This is a genomic window from Micromonospora sp. NPDC049151, from assembly GCF_040648395.1.
Classification (GTDB): domain Bacteria; phylum Actinomycetota; class Actinomycetes; order Mycobacteriales; family Micromonosporaceae; genus Micromonospora.
This window is the reverse complement of the sequence record NZ_JBEZDP010000007.1, coordinates 1-17,400: the sequence shown is the minus strand read 5'-3', so window position 1 is coordinate 17,400 and position 17,400 is coordinate 1. Positions and strand designations below refer to the sequence as shown.

Sequence of the window (17,400 nt, the reverse complement as noted above, 5' to 3'; positions counted from 1 at the left end):
TCGGCTTCGTCAAATGATCACCCGGCGCGTCGGCCGGTGCGTGGGGGCGATGTCCCAGCCACCCCCGGGGGCGGCCGGCGTGGTGGTGAGGGCGTTCTCGCGTACGGTGCGCAGCCGGGCCTCGACGGCGGCCCGCGGCGTGCCGGTGCGTTCCAGCCGCACGATCTGGTCTTCGAGCGACGTCTGCAGGGACCGCACCTGGGCCTCGATCGTGTCGACGAGTCGTTGGCGCAGCTCGCCGGGGAGTCCGGGGTGTCCGGCGACCGCCCGGATGGGCGCCAGCCGGGCCCGCGCGTCGTGCATGGCACGGGCCGCGGAGAACTCGTCCCGGGCCCCGCTCAGCTCCCGCGACAGCAGGTCGGCACCCGCTTGCAGGCGCTGCGAGAGGGCGTCGGTGAGCCGGAGGACGAACCGTTCCCAGTTGTCGCCGTGCAGGTCGTCGTCGGCGATCGCGGGCAGGGTCGCCGGATCCGGGGTGGCGCCGGCGGCCCAGTTCTCCAGGAAGGCGGCCCACGCGGCGTAGTGGCCGCCGGTGGCGTACACGATCAGCTCCGCCGTGAACGCTGGACCAGGATCTCACCGGGCGGCAGGGGATCCCACGACGGCAGGCCCGTGACCATCCGGCGGACCCGGCTGGTGGAGCGGGGCTGCTGCGGCGCGGACTGGCGTGCCCACGGCACCGTGGCGTCGCCGGTGCGCTGCCCCGGTACTGACGATGCGGTCGGGTCGGGTTTTCCGGTCACCTCAGGCTCCTCCGGTGGCATCTGCTTCGCCGGCCACCCGGCGTTCGAAGGGGGACGCGGCGGCGCCCGACCGGGACAGGTCCTCGATGAGCGCGCGTACCGCTGGTTCCTTGCTGTCGGCGGCACGGAACGCGGTCGACCAGTCGGTCACCTCCGCGCTCGCGGCACGCAGTTGCAGGATCGAGTCGTGCTTGGCCTTGGCGATGAACCGGGCCGCCTCCTGCTGCCGGGTCGCGGCCGTCTGCGATCGCACGTAGAGCACCAGGAACCAGATGCCCGCGGTGGCCAGACCGAACAGGATGCCGGCGGCCTGCAGGCAGAGCGTGAACACGACGAGCACGGCGGCGCTGACGATCCCGGGAATGATCGACTGCTTCATCCAGTCGAACCCGAGACTGGCCAGGTACGGCTGGGAGGTGCGGTCCCAGTGCTGGGCGAGCGACTGCTCCAGCTCGGGAAGCGGCCTGGTGAACGAGCCGACCCAGCGGGGTAACTGGAAGACGCGTGCGCCTGGGTTGTGGGTGCTCTGGAACACCGCTTCGACGTTGGCCGGCAGGCCCTGCCGGTAGCTCATGCTGAACTCGGCGTGCGCCGTGGCGAACCAGTCGTGGCAGAACGCCACCGCCATCCGCTGCGTCGATCGGGAGACGCCGATGCCGGCCGGGTTGAGCGCCGACTCGGACTGGATGGTCAGGTAGTCCAGCGTGGTCTCCAGGGCCGCGAGGTCGGCCGGCACATCCTGCTGCGCGGCGGCCAGGTCACCCTGGTGCCGGATGATCGCCTCGTTCAGCGCGTAATCCCGGCGCAGCGGCAGTTCCTCGTCGTCGTACTCGTTCACCAGCTGGTCGAGGATGTCGTCGACGGCGTCCTCCAGCTGACCGGCCACCACGGGCTCCTCCGCCGCCAGCGCCGCGTACTTCGTGATCAGGTTCTGGTGCGCGTCGGCCCGGGCCAGCGCCTCGGCCATCGCCGGGAACTGCGGCGAGAGCGCGGCGAGGCGAGGGAACCGCTCCGGCGTGGGTGCCGCCACGTGCCGCTCGACCTCGGCACGCCACCGGTCCACCTGGGCCCGCCGCATCGCGTCGTCGTCGAGAAGCTGCGCCTGCCAGGCCTCCAGCCGCTCCTGCACCATCTCAAGGCCGGCCGGCCCGAACGCCCCCTGCGCGACGCACTCAAGCACCACCGCGAAGTGCCGGCCCAGCCTGGTCGGGTCCTGCGCGGCGAGGTACTGCCGCAGCCAGCGCACCGAGCTCTCCCGCCGGCCCTGCCGGCGCAGGACGAGCGCCATGAACAGCGACGTACGCCCGGCTGAGCGCCGGAACGCCTCCTGGATCGCCCGGTCGCACAGATCCGGCTCGTCGCCGGCCCACGCACCCAGCGCGACCAGGGCCGGAGCCAGCCAGTACCGGGGATTCTGGATCATGAGCTGCTCGCTGACCGAGCGGACGGTCTCCTCGGAGAGCAGGCCGACGTCGAAGCCCTGGAGCACACCGACCGCCGAGCGGCGGACCACCTTGTGGTGGCCGAACTGATACTCGAGCCGGCTCTCGATGGTGCCCTTGTTGGTCAGCGCGTTCTGGAGGTTGTCGGCCTTCCGCGCCTCCAGCACGAATCGCTGGAAGTCCGCGATGAGCCGGGCCAGCTCGTTGTGTGTCTCGTCGGCACGCTGTCCCACGCTGGCCACCTGGCCGCTGACCAGGTCGATGCGGGTGTTGAGTTGCACCGTCAGGTTCTCGAGGCGGCTCAACTGGCGGGACAGGGCCAGGTCGTTCGTGCTCACGATCGTCCTTCCGATCCGCCGACGACGGAGCCGTCGGGCAGTACGGGATGCAGGGTGCCGCTGGCGTAGACCTCGATGTACGCGTATGCGCCGGTCCGGGCGAGCATCCGCGCCTGCGCGAACGGCTCCGGCATCACGTCGCCCGGTGCGTAGTGCTCGACGATGGAGTGGAACAGGTCCAGCCGGTGGTCGACGTACGGCGGACCCAGATAGCAGGTGGCGACGAAGCCGAGCGGCACGTCGCCGAACTCGCGCTCGTACTCGTCACGCACCCACTTGGCCAGTTCGGCCCGCGCGCCGGCGTCGAGGTGACCGTCGAGGCGCCGGACCGCTTCGAAGAGGCCGGCGTGCCGCCGCTTGCGCGTGTCCCGGCTGGTGGTCTGTCGTTGACGACCGAGTCCGGTGACGTCGAGTTTCGCGTTCAACGGCGCCTCGACCCGACGCCGGTGTGCGGATTCCATTATTCCTGGACCTCGGATTCTTCCAATTCGGAACGTGTACGCCAGACTTCGTCGTATCGATACGGATCGCAAGGCCCATCGCGCCACCTTCGCTGATCCAGATGAATGGACCACCCTCGCATGATCGGTGGGGACGGTTGGACGACCGGTCCGATTGACAGGACTACCGGTGCCCGGCCCCACGTCGAACCTGCCACGTTCCTGCTGGCGGATCCCGGATTAAGCCGGGATCCAGGTGCGGCAGCAGTCGATGATGGACACTCCTGCCCGGCCGGAGGGCGGCCGTCTGATCCTTGTCGGCATTTCCCGGGCGTGGCAGACTTGCGCAGCCTCATCGATTCCCGAGCCCATTTCCGGCGCGGTTTAGCGCGCCTTTTCACCCCTGACCTGGAGGGGCCGTGGCCATCACCGGCACGCGAACGCATGCGACCGCGCCGTTGTCTGCCGGCGAATCGTTCATCGCATTCCCGCTCGTCGCGGCAATGGCGGGGGACACCGCTCAGGTGACCGAGTCGGATGTCGGACACGACCTGCCGGAACGGGGCCTGCCCGGGTGCGACCGGTGGTGGGCGGCACGATGACCGTGTACGCGCTGCTGGTAGGTGTCGACGCCTACCGGGCGGTCAGTCCGCTCCGGGGCTGCCGGGCCGATGTGACGGCCGCCCGGGACCTGCTGACCGCCCAGGTCAAGGGCACGCCGCCGGCGATCCGCACGCTGCTCGACGGCGACGCCACCCGGGCGGCGGTCATCGACGGCATCCGGATGCACCTCGGCCTTGCCGGGCCGGGCGACACGGCGCTCTTCTGGTTCGCCGGGCACGGCTCACAGGCACCCGCCCCGCCCGGCCTGTGGTATCTCGAACCGACCGGCATGGTGCAGACCCTGATCTGCGCGGACAGCCGGGAGCACGGCACACCCGACCTGTACGACAAGGAACTCGCCGTGCTGCTCGGCGAGGTGGCGGCCACGGGCGCGCACACGGTGGCGGTGCTCGACTGCTGCTACGCCGGCGGCGCGGCCCGCAACGAGGTACCGGAGCAGGAGGCACGCGCCCGGTACGCTCCCGCGCGCCACGACGTACCCGACATGGCGGCCCTGGTGGCTGCCGCGCCGCTCGCGGCCGACGCGGAGTACGTCGCCCTGGCCGCCTGCCGCTCGTTCGAGCTCGCCCAGGAGTTGCCGCTGAACGGCCTCACCCACGGTGTCTTCACCTGGGCGCTGTTGCGCGCTCTGGCGCGGCTCGGACTGCACGCCACCAGCCGGGACCTGCTGACCCGGGCCCGTTGCCTGGTCGAGGACGTGGTCCCGAACCAGGTTCCGGAGCTCTTTCCCCAGGTGCCCGGGCCCGGCGACCGGCCGTTCCTGGGTGGTCCCCTCGCCGTGGGCGGCGCCGGTGTGGTGATGCGCCACCTGCGCGGCGCCTGGGAGATCGACGCCGGCACCTGTCACGGCCTGCCTCCGGGCACCGGTGACGGGGTGCGTGTCGCCGTCGCGGGCGAGCCGGTACGCCGGGAGGCCCGGGTCGTCTCGGTGCGCACCGAGCGCAGCCTGGTCGAGCCGGCCGGCTGGGAACCCGACGAGGAGAAGCAGTACCCGGTGGTGCTGGCGAGCATGCCGTTGCCGGCCACCACCGTCGCGGTCGACGGCGACGAGCCGTTGGTCCGCGCGGTGACCGAGGCGATGGCGCCGTCCCCACACGTACGGCTTGCCGTCGCCGAGGTGCCCGAGCTTCGGGTACGAGCCGACGCCGGCGGCCGGATCCGGATCCTCGGCACGGACACCACACCTGTCGCGCCGGAGATCGCCGGCGGCCCGGCCGCCGTCGGCCGCGTCGTCGAGACGCTGGAACACATCGCCCGCTGGCGGCAGGTCAAGGCACTCGACAACCCGCTCTCCGCGCTCGCGTCCCGGGTGGTGGTGGAGATCGTGGAGGCGCGGCCGGGCGAGCGCCGGGCGCCGCTCGACCGCCCGCCGATCCGGCCCGGCCCGGACGGATCGGTACGGCTGAACTACCGCTTGTCGGGCCACGGCTGGGTTCCGCCCACCGTCTTCATCCGGCTGCACAACCACGCCGGCCGCCCGCTGCATCTCGTCCTGCTGGACCTCACCGACCGCTATCGGGTGTGGGCGGGTCTCTTCCCCGGTGGCCGCGTCGAACACGGCCGTGCCGCGGCAGCGCTGGAGGGCCGCCCGGTCCAGATGGGTCTCCCGCCGGATGTGCCCCCGGCACCGGGCCGGGCGGTGCGGGACTGGTTGAAGCTGTTCGTCGCCGAGGAGCACTTCAGCTCCCGTCCGTTCGAGCTGCCCCGGCTCGGTGAACCGGGGCTCTCGACGCGACGCGACGCGATCGGGCTTCGCGGCGTGCTCGACCGGCTGGGGCGGGCTGCGGTGCACCGGGACGCGAGCGCGGTTGCCGTCGACGACGTCTACGACTGGGCCACCGTCACGGTTCCGATCCGGACCGTCGTTCCGGACGGCCGGCCGTGACCGCCGGCTTCGACGAGCCATCGATCGACTATCAGATCGCCTGGCTCACCGAGGCGTTCGATCGGGCCGAGGGCACCGACCGCGCCGACCTGGCGGTGGCCCTCGCCGAGACGTACACGCAGCGCGCCCAGGACAACGAGGACCCGGCCGACCTGACCGCCGTCGTCGACCTGTTCACCCGCCTGCTGGCAGACCACCCGGACGATCCGGACACCGACGAGTGGAGATTCGAGCTCGGGCTGGCGTACGGCAGGAGGAGCCTGCTCACCGACGACGCCGCCGACAGCGAGCAGGCCATCGCGGTGTGGGAGCCGCTGCGGGCGGAGACCGCGCCGGGCAGCCCGGAACGCGCGCTGGTCGCCGCGCATCTCGCGCAGGCCCACTGGGACAGCTGCCGCCTGCGCCCGGACAGCGGACCGGCGGAGATCCGCCACGCCGCCGAGGCGGTCGACGAGTTGCGTCCGGACGTGGCCGGCACGGATTCGGCCGCCTTCGTCACGCTCCAGTCGGGCATGCTCCACCTGCTCCTGGCGGAGCGACTCGGCGACACCGACCAGTTGCGCCTGGGCATCTCGATGCTCGACGCCGCGCTGCCCGACACCACGACCGAGACACCGGGCTACCCGCTGGCCGCGTGGATGTTCTGCCGCGCAGGCATCGAGCAGTTCCTGCTGGCGGGCGACCCGGCGATCCTGGACCGGCTGATCGCCGAGGGCCGCCGCGCGGCGGACACCCTCCCGGCGGACTACGACCTGCTGGTCGACCTGGCGGACGCCTACCGGCGCCGGTGGGAGGCCCGCGACGACGCGGCCGATCTCGACGAGGCGATCGCGTGCCTGCGCCGAGCCCCCGACGACCAGCCGGCCGAGCTGGCGGCGGCGACCCGCGCGGCGTGTGGCGAGTTGCTGCGCCTTCGCGCCGTACGAGACGACTCCGCGGCGGATGCGGACGCGGCGGTACGGCTGGTCGAGGAAGCAGACGGGCTGGCTCCGGGCCAGTGGGGACAGGAACTGGCCGGCGCCCTCTTCGCCCGCTGGCAGGTCAGCCACGCGCTGCCCGACCTGGAACGGGCCGGCGCCCGCATCGACCAGGTCCTGGCGGCCGGCCCGGCGGACCCGGACGCGCTGATGCGGGCGCACATGTTGCGGCTGGCCATCAGCGACGGTCAACTGGCGGACGAGTGGCGCCGCGAACCGGGCCGGGTGCCGGCGAGCGGTCCGCGGGTGTCCCGCGAGGTGGAGGCGGCCCGGCGGGCATGGCCGGTCGTCGACCGGCACGCCGGGCCGCAACCGCGTGCCGCGTTCGCCATTTGTCTGGCCCTCGCCGAGGTGTCTATCTGCGCCTGGAACCCCGGCGCGCTGCCCTCCGACCGGATCGTCGCCCTCCTGGACGCCACCGAGGGAACGGACGGCCTGCCGCCCGAGCTGGTGGACCTGCGCAACCTCGGCCGGAGCGTCGTGTCCTACGCACGGGAAGCCGGGCATCCGGGCCGGTGGGACGAGGACGGGGAGGGGTTCCAGGCCGCCCTGCGCCTTGCGCGCCCGGACGCCCATCCCGAGGTCCGATCCCGGGCGCTGGGGGTGCTTCACCTGATGCTGAACGGTGTCTCCACCCGCTCCGGTGACCTCCGCGCGTTGCAGGCGGCCAGGGAGCAGCTCCGGTCCCTCCGGTCGCCCGACGGTGAGCCGGACCGGGAATCCGTCCTCCTCGCCCGGTTGTTCGAGCTGGGCATTCCCGGCCGGAACCCCGAGGAGTTGGTGGCGGAGGCGGCCGAGTTACGCGGGCTGCTGCGGGATCCCGAACTCCCGTACTGGGCCCGTCTGGCGATGCCGATGGCCGAGGCCCTGGCCGACCTGTCAGCTGCCGCGGGCGGAGAACCGATCGAGCCGCCCGGAGTCGTCGCGGACGGGGACAGTCGTACGCAGTCGATTCAGATGCTGCGGCTCCTGCCGGCCGTCGTGTCGGCTCTCACCCGCCGCGACGTCGCCGCCCTGCGCGCGGCCGCCGAGCAGCTCGGGAAGCTGATCGAGCTGCTCCCGCCGGAGCACATCGGTCAGCTGGGAGCGGCGGTGTTCGGCGGTCGGGCCGAGCTCGGCGTCGCCGAGATCGACCCGGGCGACACCGCCGCGGCCGAGCGCGGGGTGCGGCACCTGGCCCGTGCGATCGACCTGCTCGGCGGCCCGGACCACTACAGCTGGTCGAACACCCTGATGACGTACGCCTCCGCGCTGCGGACCGCGAACCTGCCCGGCGGCCCCCGCCACGCCGACTCACGCGAAGCCGGACTGAGCGCACTTCGTGGCGACCTGGGGCAGGTGCTCGTGCAGTCCGGAACCGACGACGCCTTCACGGCCGCCCGCGACGCGGCGGGTCACGCGGTCACCGTCGCCACCTGGTGCCGTCAGGACACCGCCGACGACGACCTGATCGCCGCGCTGGACGCCGGCCGAGGGCTGGTCCTGCACGCCGCCATGTCGTCACGGCTCATCGCCGACCAGCTCGCCGCCGCCGGCCGCGAGGACCTGGCCGTGCGGTGGCAGCATTCGGCCGGATACGGACACGACCGGCTCACCGGTACGCCGTTGGGCGCCCTCCCCTCGCTTGCCGAGGTGCCGGACGACCTGCGGGCGCAGGTGCTCAGGACCCTCCTGGCGGAGGACCGGAGCGGGATCCTCCAGCCCGCCCGGCCCGCCGAGATCCGGGCGGCCCTGGCCGCGGTCGAGGCCGACGCGCTCGTCTACCTGGTACCGACCACGGCGGACGCTTCGGGTGCGGCGGTGCTCGTACCCCGCGAGGGCGAGGTCGACGTCCTCGCCCTGCCCGACCTGCGGCTCGACGCGGCCGCCGGCTTCGGCCGGCACACCGGCCGGTTCCGCGACGCCCAGCCGGCCGAGCCGTCGGCGGAACCGATGTCGATCGACGACATCTGCGCCTGGGCCTGGTCCTCGGCGATGGGCCGGCTGGTCGCCCACGCCCACCGGTGGCGTAGCGGGAACCGGCCGGCACGCCTCGTCCTGATCCCGCTCGGCCTGCTGGCCACAGTGCCCTGGCACGCCGCCTACCGTGGCGACGGGACCACCCGGCACTACGCGATCGAGGATGTGGTCGTCTCGTACGCGGTCTCGGCCCGCATGTTCTGCACCAGCGCCCACTTCCCGGTCCGGCCGGTACGCTCCGCGCTGGTCGTCGGCGACCCCACAGGTGAACTCGGTTTCGCCGCCGCCGAGGCACGAGCCGTGCACGCCGCCTTCTACCCGGACGGCACCCACCTCGGCGGCGACGTCCCCGGTGACCCCGAGGGCACCGCCACACCGGCCCGGGTGCTCTCCTGGGTGTCGTCGGCCGCGCCCGGCCCGTCACTGCTGCATCTCGCCTGCCACGGCCGGGTGGATCCGCACCGGCCCGCGGACGGGCACCTCGTGCTCGCCGGTGGCGTCCTGCCGGCCCGCCGGCTGCTCGACGAGTCCCGTCTCGCCGAGCTGGCGATCGAGCGGGTGTTCCTGGCCGCCTGCACCACAGGCGTCACGCACACCGACCACGACGAGGCGTTCAGCCTCTCCACCGCATTCCTGGCGGCGGGCGCGCGGACCGTCTTCGGATCGCTGTGGGCGGTGCCGGACGCCGAGACCTCGCTGCTGATGTTCATGGTCCACCACTTCCTCAACACCGAGGGGTGCGAGCCGGTCGACGCGCTGCACCGGGCCCAGCGGTGGATGCTCGACCCGCAGCGCCGGCCGCCGCCGGGCATGCCGGCGGAACTGAGCCGGCAGACCACCGGCGACTCCGTGGCGAGGCCGGAGTCCTGGGCCGCCTTCACCCACTCGGGACGGTGAGCGTCACCAGCCCAGGTGCAGGAACCCCGCCCAGGTCGACAGGTCGTCACCGTCGAGATCGGCCACGCGGCGGGCCAGCGCCGCCGGCATGTCCGCCGGAACCGCGCGCTCACGGTCGACCATCCACCGCTGAGCCCGGTTCAGCGCGTCCGCCGGCCGGCGACCCTCGGCCCGCAGGTAGTGGTGGGCCATGAACATCAGCAGCGAGGTGGCGTCGCTCGGCACCTGCCACAGCGACCCGAAGACGGTCCGCGCGCCGGCCGCCAGGAACGCGGTGGAGAGGCTGAACGCCTCGTCGAACGCTCCGCTGGGGACGCTCGTCGTGCAGGCGGCGAGCGCCACCACACCGATCGCCCCGTCCTTGCGCCCCTCCAGGATGTCCCGTGCGGTGAGCCGGGCCCGGCCGGCCAGCAGCAGGTACGAGCCGTCGATGCCCTGTCCCACCGCGCCGTGGCAGGCCAGATGCAGCATGGGTCGTGCCCGGCCGGCGCGGCGCAGCCAGGCGAGCACCGCCTCGGGGGTGGCCGCCGACGAGGCCCCGGAGTCGTCCGCGTCGTCGACGAGCAGCTCGGCGTCCGGATAGAACGCGGCCCGCACGGCGAGCGCCTCGGTCCGGGCATCCGGCAGGTCGTGGGTGGGATCCCCGACCACCAGGCCACTTCCGTCCTGGGGGATCGGCGTGCGGTCGGCGTTCTCGCAGAGCAGCCGGGCCGAGGGCGCGTAGGAGAACTCGGCCTGCTGCACCGCGTACCAGCCGTCGTGGTCGCGCGCGGCGTGCCAGGGCACGGCGGCGAGCCGGCCCATCGGTACGAGCAGCAGCCGCGGCGCCCGGGACAGGCCCCACCGCCCGGTCTCCGCGAGCAGCGGGCCGATCGCCACCCGCCACGCCCACCCCGCGAGCCGGTCCAGGGAGTCCCGCCACCTGGTGACCGGATCGGCGGTCTCGGCGTCGCCGTCCCCGCCGCCCACCTCGCCCGCGTCGCGGGCCGCCAGCAGGCGGCTGTATCGCCGCACCGGGTCGTCGTCGGACTGCACCAGTGACGGCAGGGACAGCGCGAACGGCTCGCTGCCGTTCGGCAGGACCACCGCCGCACCGGGCACCCCGAGGCGCCCGGGCACCAGGTAGACGAGCGCGTCGTGGCGCATCGCCCGCAGCGCCGTCCGGATCTGGTCGAGCGACGGCGGGTCCAGCACGTCCGGCACCGGCACGTCGCTGAGCCGTGCGCCGGTGAGCGCGGCCAGCACGTCACGCCGTACGTCGGGGTCGTCACTGCCGGTCTGCCAGCGGCGGGCCAGCTCGTCGTGGCCGAGCGCGTGCAGCCGGGCGGGGATCCCCATGGTGACCGTCGCGGCGTACAGCATCAGGCAGCGCCCGGCGTCGAGCGCGCCCACCGCGCCGCCCGCGTCGCCGTCGGCGAGGCACCAGCGGGCGACCTCGGTCGCGTCGTCCACCACATCCCTGGCGGCGGCTGCGGCGTCGGCGGTACCGGCCTGCAGGAGCACGCTCCAGGCGTAGCCGCGCAGCGCGCGTTTACCGGCCTCCCGGCCCTCGGCGCGGCGGCCCGCCAGCCGGTACGCGTGCGCCGAGGCCATCTCGGCGAACGCCCACACCGGGTGCGCCACGTCACCGGTCGCCCGACGGGCCCTGCCGAGGCGGCGCAGTGCCTCGTCCAGCGCCTCCCGGCCGGCGCCGAGCTCGTAACGCACACAGAGGAACCGGCCCAGCATGGTGTCCATCAACGCTCGGTGTGGATAGTCGGCGGGCGCGAGGTCCGACGCCCGGCGCAGCTGGTCCACACCGCGCGCCAACTGGTCGGCGTCGCGCCGGTCGACTGCCTTGCGGCAGATGCCGGTGCCGGACACGAAGAGGCGGAACGCCCGCTCGCCGGCCGACAGATCGGGCTCGTCCGCGGCATGGCTCTGCGCCTGCTCGGCACCGGGCTTGTGCCCGGGCGCCTCCATGACCACCGCACCCGCGTTGAGGTACCGACGCAGCGCCAGGGTGCTGGGTGCGTCCGGCGGTAGCCGGTCCACCAGGTCGACCAGTCGCTGCAGCGAGTCGAACGCCTCCCCGGTCTCGCCGCGCTGAGTGGACGCGAGAATCTCGGCAGCCTCCTGCAGGATCTCGGCGAACTGCCGTTGTTCACCTGTCACCCCGGCGTCGAGCATCGCCTGCACCCGCGTGCGGACCTGCCGGAGGTCGTCGTAGAAACTCCGATCCCGCGCACGCTTGACCAGCAGGGCCATCCGCAGCGCCTCGGCGGCCGACGCGAACGGGCCCCCGGCGGTACGGGCCACCAGCTCGTCAGCCCGGCCGAACGCGCCATCGGCGTCGAACTCTGCGTCGTCAGTCAACACGGCGCCGATGTCGACCAGGGCGTGAAGCAGAGCCGCAGCCGTCTCCTCCAGGCCGATCGAGCTGATCGTGGCGTGTTCGCGGGCGGCCCGGAAATCCTGACCCCGCATGGCGGCATACAGGGCACACAGGACCAGGGCCTGACCGACCACGGCACGCTCCGGGCCGGTGTACGCGGCGGCGGCGAAGTCGGCCTGCGCGCGGGCCAGCGTCGCCGCGTCCCGTTCGCCCTCGTAGCGGCGCAGCCATGCGTACGCACGGGCCAGCAGTTCGGCGCTGCCCAGCGGAGGATCCGAGCGGGACAACGCTTCCAGCGCGGCGGTCACCTCCTCCGGTGCGGCGACCCGCAGATGCGCGACCGCGGCGACCGGATCGTGCCACCGTACGCTCGTGGTAGCCGTCACAGGGCCTCCTCGGCACGTCGGCGGAGCCGGTCCGGGTCGGTGACGGTGATCCGGCGGTAGCCGGTCCGGATGACGCCGTCGTCGCGCATCCCGCGCAGCGTCCGCTGCACGGTGTCGTCGACGGCGCCGACGAGCGTCGCGAGTTCGGCGTGGGTCAGGTCGACAGCGATGCGTACCCCACCGTCCACCGGATCGCCGATCACCTCGACCAGCTCCAGCAGCACCCGGGCGAGCCGGACCGGCACCGGGAAGGCGCTGAAGTCGGCGCGACGCAGGTTGGCCCAGTGCAGGCGCCGGCCGACGGTGGCTGTCACCTCGTTCGCCACCTCGAGATGCCGGCTCAGGAAGGCGCGGAAGGCAGCCTGCTGGATGACAGTGGCGCGGACCTCCCCGCAGGCGGTGACGGTCGCGGTTCGCTGGCCGTCGGTGAGCGCGGCGAACTCGCCCACGAGGTCACCCGGGAGGCGTACGGCCAACAGCTGCTCGGTGCCACCGACCGACATGGTCACCTTGGCGACACCCTGCTGGATGATCTCGACGTGGGTGTCCCGCCCGCCCTCGATGAAGATCCGCCGGCCCGATGAGATGTCGCGCGTGACGCCGAGGGCCAGCAGTTTCCCCTGCAGCTCCGGCTCGAGCCGATCCAGAAAGGAGCCGGGTGCCCACGAAGACATGAAGACATTCGAACCGGTCCATCACTACGGCGCAATGGCACGGTAGGGCCGGAAACAAAGGGGCTGTGGGCTGATCGGTCGGCCGAACGACATCCACCGGTGTCTCAGTCGTGGGTACGGCGGGCCGGACGGCCGATACTGTCGTCGTCGATGCACACGCCCGTAGGCTGCGATGCGGAGTGACCGCGAGCCACGGCTACCGACTCCAGGTCGACTGTCAAGCGTGGGCGGGACCGAATGGAGGATCCGGTGAGCTGGGTCGCCAACGTGATGCTGTCGGTGGGCCTGACCGACCGCCGGAACGCGGAGGCATTCATCGGCTGGCTCGACACCCAGTGCCGCTGTCGTGAACCGGGCACGAGTTCGGGCGGCTGCGGTAGCCTGCGCCTCGTCACCGCCGTGGACAACCAGTGGGGCGGGCACAAGAACCCCGAATGTCAGGTGTTCGCTGGTGCACTCAACCACGCCGACCTCACCGCTGTCGTGGCGCGTTTCGGGTCCGGGGCCTGGCACAACCCCAACGCCGTGCAGCTCTTCGTGATGGACCAGGAGCAGTTCTTCTTCCGCGTCTGGATGATCCGCGACGGCGCTCTCCGCCAGTACGCCCCTTCGTCGCCGGACGAGGACGACGACGGGTTCTGGCCTCCCGCCGGTGGCGTGACCGACCTCGGGAAACGGCGAAGCCCAGGCCGATGACCTGGGCTTCTGTACCGAGCCGCCTGACGGAATCGAACCGTCGACCTACGCATTACGAGTGCGTCGCTCTAGCCGACTGAGCTAAGGCGGCAACGATCGTCAAGTGTACGGCACGCCCCGCCGGAAGCCGAACCGGATCCCCCCACCCCGGAACCCGGACAACGGACCACATCCGCCCCGCTACGGGAGAGACTTCGCGCCGCGTCCGGACTACCCTGCGGCGGGTGACCGACGAACCGCCGCGACCGGCACCCGAGGCGCATCCCGGCGAGCGCGCCACCCGCCGCCCTCGCCGTATCGACCCCCGGGAGCTGGGTTTCACCCCGCGCCGGCCGGTGCCCTGGCTCGCGCCGCTGCTGCTGATCAGCACCGGCCTGCGTACGTTGCTGGCCATGCTCTTCGGGGCGTACCTGGACAAGCGCGAGTTGCAGAACGCGTTCAGCGACGGCACGTTCCGGCAGGTCGGGCCGGACGGCGGTCTCTGGCTCGACTACGTGGCCGACCTGGGTGACGGCTTCGACGCCACGTACTCGGTGGCGTACCTGCTCGCCCAGCCGGAGCTGACCGTGGACGGGCGTCGGCTCCCCCGCGCGCAGACGCTGGTGATGGGCGGCGACCAGGTCTATCCGGCGGCGGGCTACGAGGCGTACGAGGACCGGTGCAAGGGCCCGTACCAGGCGGCGCTGCCTGTTGCCCCGCCGGAGCAGCCGACGCTGTTCGCGGTGCCGGGCAACCACGACTGGTACGACGGGCTGACGGCGTTCCTGCGCCTGTTCGTGCGTACCCGGGACCGGCACTTCGCCGGTTGGGGCACCGGCCAGTCCCGCTCGTACTTCGCTGTCGAGCTGCCGGCCGGGTGGTGGCTGCTCGGCCTCGACGACCAGTCCGGGTCGTACCTGGACGACCCGCAGCTCACCTACTTCGACGAGGTGGCGCGCAAGCTCACCCCGGAGTCGAAGGTGATCCTGGCGGTGCCGGCGCCGACGTGGGTCAAGGCCGTCGACCACCCCAACGCGTACGACTCGATCGACTACTTCATCCGTACGCTCGTCGCGCCGACCGGGGCGCAGGTGCGGGTGCTGGTCTCCGGCGACCTGCACCACTACGCCCGTTACGCCGGGCCGGACCGGCAGCTCATCACCTGCGGCGGTGGCGGCGCCTACCTGTACCCCACGCATCGGCTGCCGGAGACGCTGGAGGTGCCGCCGCGCGACACGCTGACCCGGCGGGCCAGCAACACCCAGGAGTACGACCTGGCCGCGCGCTACCCGGACAAGGCCCGGTCCCGCCGGTACGGCTGGGGGATCTTCGCCCGCCTGCCGTTCCGCAATCCGGGCTTCGCCACGCTGCTCGGCACCCTGCACACGCTGCTGATGCTGGCCATGGCCGGGGTGGCGGCGCAGCGGGTGGGCACCACGGAACAGCGGCTGTTCAGCGTGCCGCTGGCGATCATGCTGGTGGTGGCGATGATGGGCGCGGTGTTCTTCGCCAAGCCACCCACGGCGGGCGGGAAACGGCACGCCCGGCACTGGATCCTCGGGGTGGCGCACGGGCTGGCCCAGGTGGCGCTCGCCGCCGGGGGCACATGGGTGTGGTTGCGGCTACCGTTCTACGACTGGCCGTGGCCGTTGCCGGCGGTCGCCGCGCTGGTCCTCTACGGTCCGGTGATCGGTCTGGTCGCCAGCCAGCTCGTGGCGCTCTACCTGCTGGTGGCGGGCGCGTTCGGGGTGAACCTGAACGAGCTGTTCGCGGCGCAGGGCATCGAGGACTCGAAGGCGTTCCTGCGGTTCCGGATCGACCCGGACGGCACGCTGACGATCTACCCGATCGCGGTCGACCGGGTGTCCCACGACTGGCAGCTCAACCCCGACCAGTCCCCCACCGCCCCCTGGCTGACCCCGAAGACCCCGCTGACCCCCCGCCTGGCCGAACCCCCCATCGTCATCCGCTGACCCGACCACCCCGGTGATCAAGGAGTTCGTGTCCTGTCCGGGCGCGATCGGAGACACAAACTCCTTGATCACCGGGGAAGGGTGGGTGGGTCAGCGGTTTTCGTGGGCCTGTCTGGGGCCGCAGACCGAGGCTCGGGAGCACATCGAGCGGGAGCCGTCGGCGTCCAGCCGGACCGTCACCGCGTCGCGCGGGACACTGTGGCCGACCACCTTGCCCTCGCCCTGCGGCGTGGACACCCGGCTGCCGACCGCGGGGGCCGTCTCCTGGAACTTCTGGTACAGCGGGTGCTCGTACTTCAGGCAGCACATCAGCCGCCCGCACGCACCGGAGATGCGCAGCGGGTTGAGCGGCAGATCCTGGTCCTTCGCCATCCGGATGGTCACCGGCTCGAAGTCGTTGAGGAACGTGGCGCAGCACAGGTCACGCCCGCAGGAGCCGATGCCGCCCTGTACGCGGGCGGAGTCGCGGGCGGAGAGCTGCCGCAGCTCGACCCGGCAGTGCAGCGTGGCGCCCAGGTCGCGGACCAGCGAGCGGAAGTCGACCCGGTGCGGCGCGGTGAAGTAGATGGTGGTGCGGTCGCTGCCGTTCTCCGGGGTGGCCAGGACGTGGTCGACGGCGACCACCTTCATCGGCAGGCCGTGTTCGCGGATCAGCCGCTTGGCGGCCACCTTCGCCTCGGCCTTGCGCCGGCGCAGCGTCTCGTCGCGGCGCAGGTCGTCGTCACCGGCGATCCCGGCCAGTTTCGGGAAGCCGTCGGTGTCCTCGCTGACCCACTGCGCGGCCCACACGCACTCGGCCACCTCGGGCCCGTCGTCGGTGGGCACCAGCACCCGGTCGCCCACCTGCGGGCGCAGCTCGCCCGGGTCGAGGTAGTAGAGGCGCCCGTACCGGTTGAAGCTGACCGCGCAGAGCATGCCCATGCGCCCCACCCTACGCGGATCGATGCCCGCCGCACGGCACACCTGTCGCCGCCCGGTCACCCGCCGCAGCGATCATCGTCGTCGACCCGGCCGAACCGGCCCCTTCGCCTCGCCCGGACGGCTGAATCTGCGTCGCCCCCCTGACAAACACCGCGTGAGCGCGTTGAGTGAAGGCATACCTGCGGGGGGTGCAGGGGAAGGCCACGGCGCCGCCGCCGTCACCGGCCACGGCCGGTCCGGCGCGCGGCGCCGTGGACCGTCAGTAGCCGATCCGGGTGGTGCCGCCGTAGCGCGGGGCGGTGGTGGCGCGGTCCCGCCAGGGCATCTCGGTCAGGCTCGGCCCCCACTGCCGCAGCAGCGTCTCGGCGCCGTCGTAGGCCACCCCGAGCACGCCCAGGACCCTCGTGGCGATCTCGGCCCCGGCCGATGCCCCGAACCGGCCGGGCTCGACGCCGGGCCGGGTCGCCGCGTGCACCGCGACCGCCTCCGCCGAACCCAGCACCTCGGCCAGCGCGCGGGCCAGCGCGGCCCGGCTGCCCTCCACCCAGCCGGCCAGCGCGTCGGCGTAGCCCGCCGTCGACTCCAGCCGCCCGACCAGGCTCTCCGGCCCCTCGTCCAGGTGTCGCAGCAGCGCGGAACGCGCCTCGTCGTAGGCCGACGCGGCGGTGCCGGACCAGGCGACCTGGTCGGCCAGCAGGGCGCAGGTGTCGTCGTACCCCCGGACGAGCCGGCGCACGGCGTGCCCGGCGCCGGTCAGCGGCGCGGGATGCAGGTCGAGGAACTCGCGCACGGCGACGCCGGGAAGGACCTGCATCCGGCGCAGCAGCGGCCAGAGCCGGTGCCCCTCGGGCGCACCGGCGGCCAGCAGCGTGTCGACGCGGGCGAGCAGGTCGAGGCCCGGCTCGGCGAGGCGGTCGAGGGCGTCCATCAGGCCTCCCGGGCCAGCCGCCGGGCGACCGCGTCGTCGGCGGCGGCGTAGCGGTCGGCGGCGCTGCGCAGCGCCGCCGCGGCGGCGGCCAGCCGGACGGCGGCGGCCTGCGCTTCGCGGTGCTCTCCGACGCGCAGTTCGTCGCCGCGAACCCGGACAGCGAC

Annotated in this window: 13 protein-coding genes and 1 tRNA gene; 5 read left to right on the top strand and 9 right to left on the bottom strand. The window is 73.0% G+C overall.

The window, feature by feature from the left end:
* Nucleotides 1-9 precede the first annotated feature (9 nt).
* From AB0B20_RS10440 to AB0B20_RS10425, 4 genes are read right to left on the bottom strand one after another with little or no spacing between them, the layout of a single operon-like run.
* Nucleotides 10-543 (bottom strand): hypothetical protein, encoded by a 534-nt coding sequence (locus tag AB0B20_RS10440; protein ID WP_357387512.1) that lies wholly within the window; start codon nt 541-543, stop codon nt 10-12.
* A gap of 2 nt (nt 544-545) precedes the next feature.
* Nucleotides 546-743 (bottom strand): hypothetical protein, encoded by a 198-nt coding sequence (locus tag AB0B20_RS10435; RefSeq protein WP_357469775.1) that lies wholly within the window; start codon nt 741-743, stop codon nt 546-548.
* A gap of 1 nt (nt 744) precedes the next feature.
* The gene (locus AB0B20_RS10430; RefSeq protein ID WP_357469773.1) at nt 745-2,523 is read right to left on the bottom strand and encodes a hypothetical protein; all 1,779 of its coding nucleotides are present in this window, start codon (nt 2,521-2,523) and stop codon (nt 745-747) included.
* On the bottom strand, nt 2,520-2,984 hold the full coding sequence (locus AB0B20_RS10425; RefSeq protein WP_357469770.1) for a hypothetical protein: 465 nt from the start codon (nt 2,982-2,984) through the stop codon (nt 2,520-2,522). The genes AB0B20_RS10430 and AB0B20_RS10425 overlap by 4 nt, the downstream gene beginning before the upstream one ends.
* A 398-nt stretch (nt 2,985-3,382) precedes the next feature.
* Here AB0B20_RS10425 and AB0B20_RS10420 point away from each other — a divergent pair, with 398 nt between their 5' ends.
* The 3 genes from AB0B20_RS10420 to AB0B20_RS10410 are packed head-to-tail and all read left to right on the top strand — an operon-like array spanning nt 3,383 to nt 9,305.
* Nucleotides 3,383-3,565, top strand: a complete 183-nt coding sequence (locus AB0B20_RS10420; protein ID WP_357469767.1) for a hypothetical protein — start codon at nt 3,383-3,385, stop codon at nt 3,563-3,565.
* Nucleotides 3,547-5,472, top strand: a complete 1,926-nt coding sequence (locus AB0B20_RS10415) for a caspase family protein (RefSeq protein WP_357469764.1) — start codon at nt 3,547-3,549, stop codon at nt 5,470-5,472. Before AB0B20_RS10420 ends, AB0B20_RS10415 begins: the two co-directional genes overlap by 19 nt.
* Nucleotides 5,469-9,305, top strand: coding sequence for a CHAT domain-containing protein (locus tag AB0B20_RS10410; protein ID WP_357469761.1), 3,837 nt, complete (start codon nt 5,469-5,471; stop codon nt 9,303-9,305). The genes AB0B20_RS10415 and AB0B20_RS10410 overlap by 4 nt, the downstream gene beginning before the upstream one ends.
* Nucleotides 9,306-9,308: 3 nt before the next feature.
* Here the strand turns inward: AB0B20_RS10410 and AB0B20_RS10405 are convergent, their stop codons facing one another.
* A complete protein-coding gene (locus AB0B20_RS10405; RefSeq protein WP_357469758.1) occupies nt 9,309-12,065 on the bottom strand; it encodes a CHAT domain-containing protein in 2,757 nt (918 codons plus the stop codon).
* The gene (locus AB0B20_RS10400) at nt 12,062-12,739 is read right to left on the bottom strand and encodes a Crp/Fnr family transcriptional regulator (RefSeq protein ID WP_357387496.1); all 678 of its coding nucleotides are present in this window, start codon (nt 12,737-12,739) and stop codon (nt 12,062-12,064) included. Before AB0B20_RS10400 ends, AB0B20_RS10405 begins: the two co-directional genes overlap by 4 nt.
* 249 nt (nt 12,740-12,988) lie before the next feature.
* On the opposite strand from AB0B20_RS10400, the gene AB0B20_RS10395 reads away from it, so the two are divergent.
* Nucleotides 12,989-13,435 carry a squamosa promoter-binding protein 15 gene (locus AB0B20_RS10395; RefSeq protein WP_357469755.1) on the top strand — a complete coding sequence of 149 codons (447 nt, stop codon included), beginning with the start codon at nt 12,989-12,991 and terminating at the stop codon, nt 13,433-13,435.
* A gap of 17 nt (nt 13,436-13,452) precedes the next feature.
* On the opposite strand, the gene AB0B20_RS10390 is transcribed toward AB0B20_RS10395, so the two are convergent.
* A tRNA-Thr gene (locus tag AB0B20_RS10390) sits at nt 13,453-13,526 on the bottom strand.
* A gap of 133 nt (nt 13,527-13,659) precedes the next feature.
* On the opposite strand from AB0B20_RS10390, the gene AB0B20_RS10385 reads away from it, so the two are divergent.
* Nucleotides 13,660-15,387 carry a metallophosphoesterase gene (locus tag AB0B20_RS10385; RefSeq protein WP_357469752.1) on the top strand — a complete coding sequence of 576 codons (1,728 nt, stop codon included), beginning with the start codon at nt 13,660-13,662 and terminating at the stop codon, nt 15,385-15,387.
* Between the two features lie 90 nt (nt 15,388-15,477).
* Here the strand turns inward: AB0B20_RS10385 and ricT are convergent, their stop codons facing one another.
* Both ricT and AB0B20_RS10375 read right to left on the bottom strand, forming a co-directional pair.
* Nucleotides 15,478-16,308: a regulatory iron-sulfur-containing complex subunit RicT gene (ricT, locus tag AB0B20_RS10380; protein WP_357387490.1), complete on the bottom strand. Its 831-nt coding sequence runs from the start codon at nt 16,306-16,308 to the stop codon at nt 15,478-15,480.
* 259 nt (nt 16,309-16,567) lie between these two features.
* Complete coding sequence (locus AB0B20_RS10375) at nt 16,568-17,236, bottom strand: hypothetical protein (protein WP_357469749.1); 669 nt, start codon at nt 17,234-17,236, stop codon at nt 16,568-16,570.
* Between the last annotated feature and the right edge of the window lie 164 nt (nt 17,237-17,400).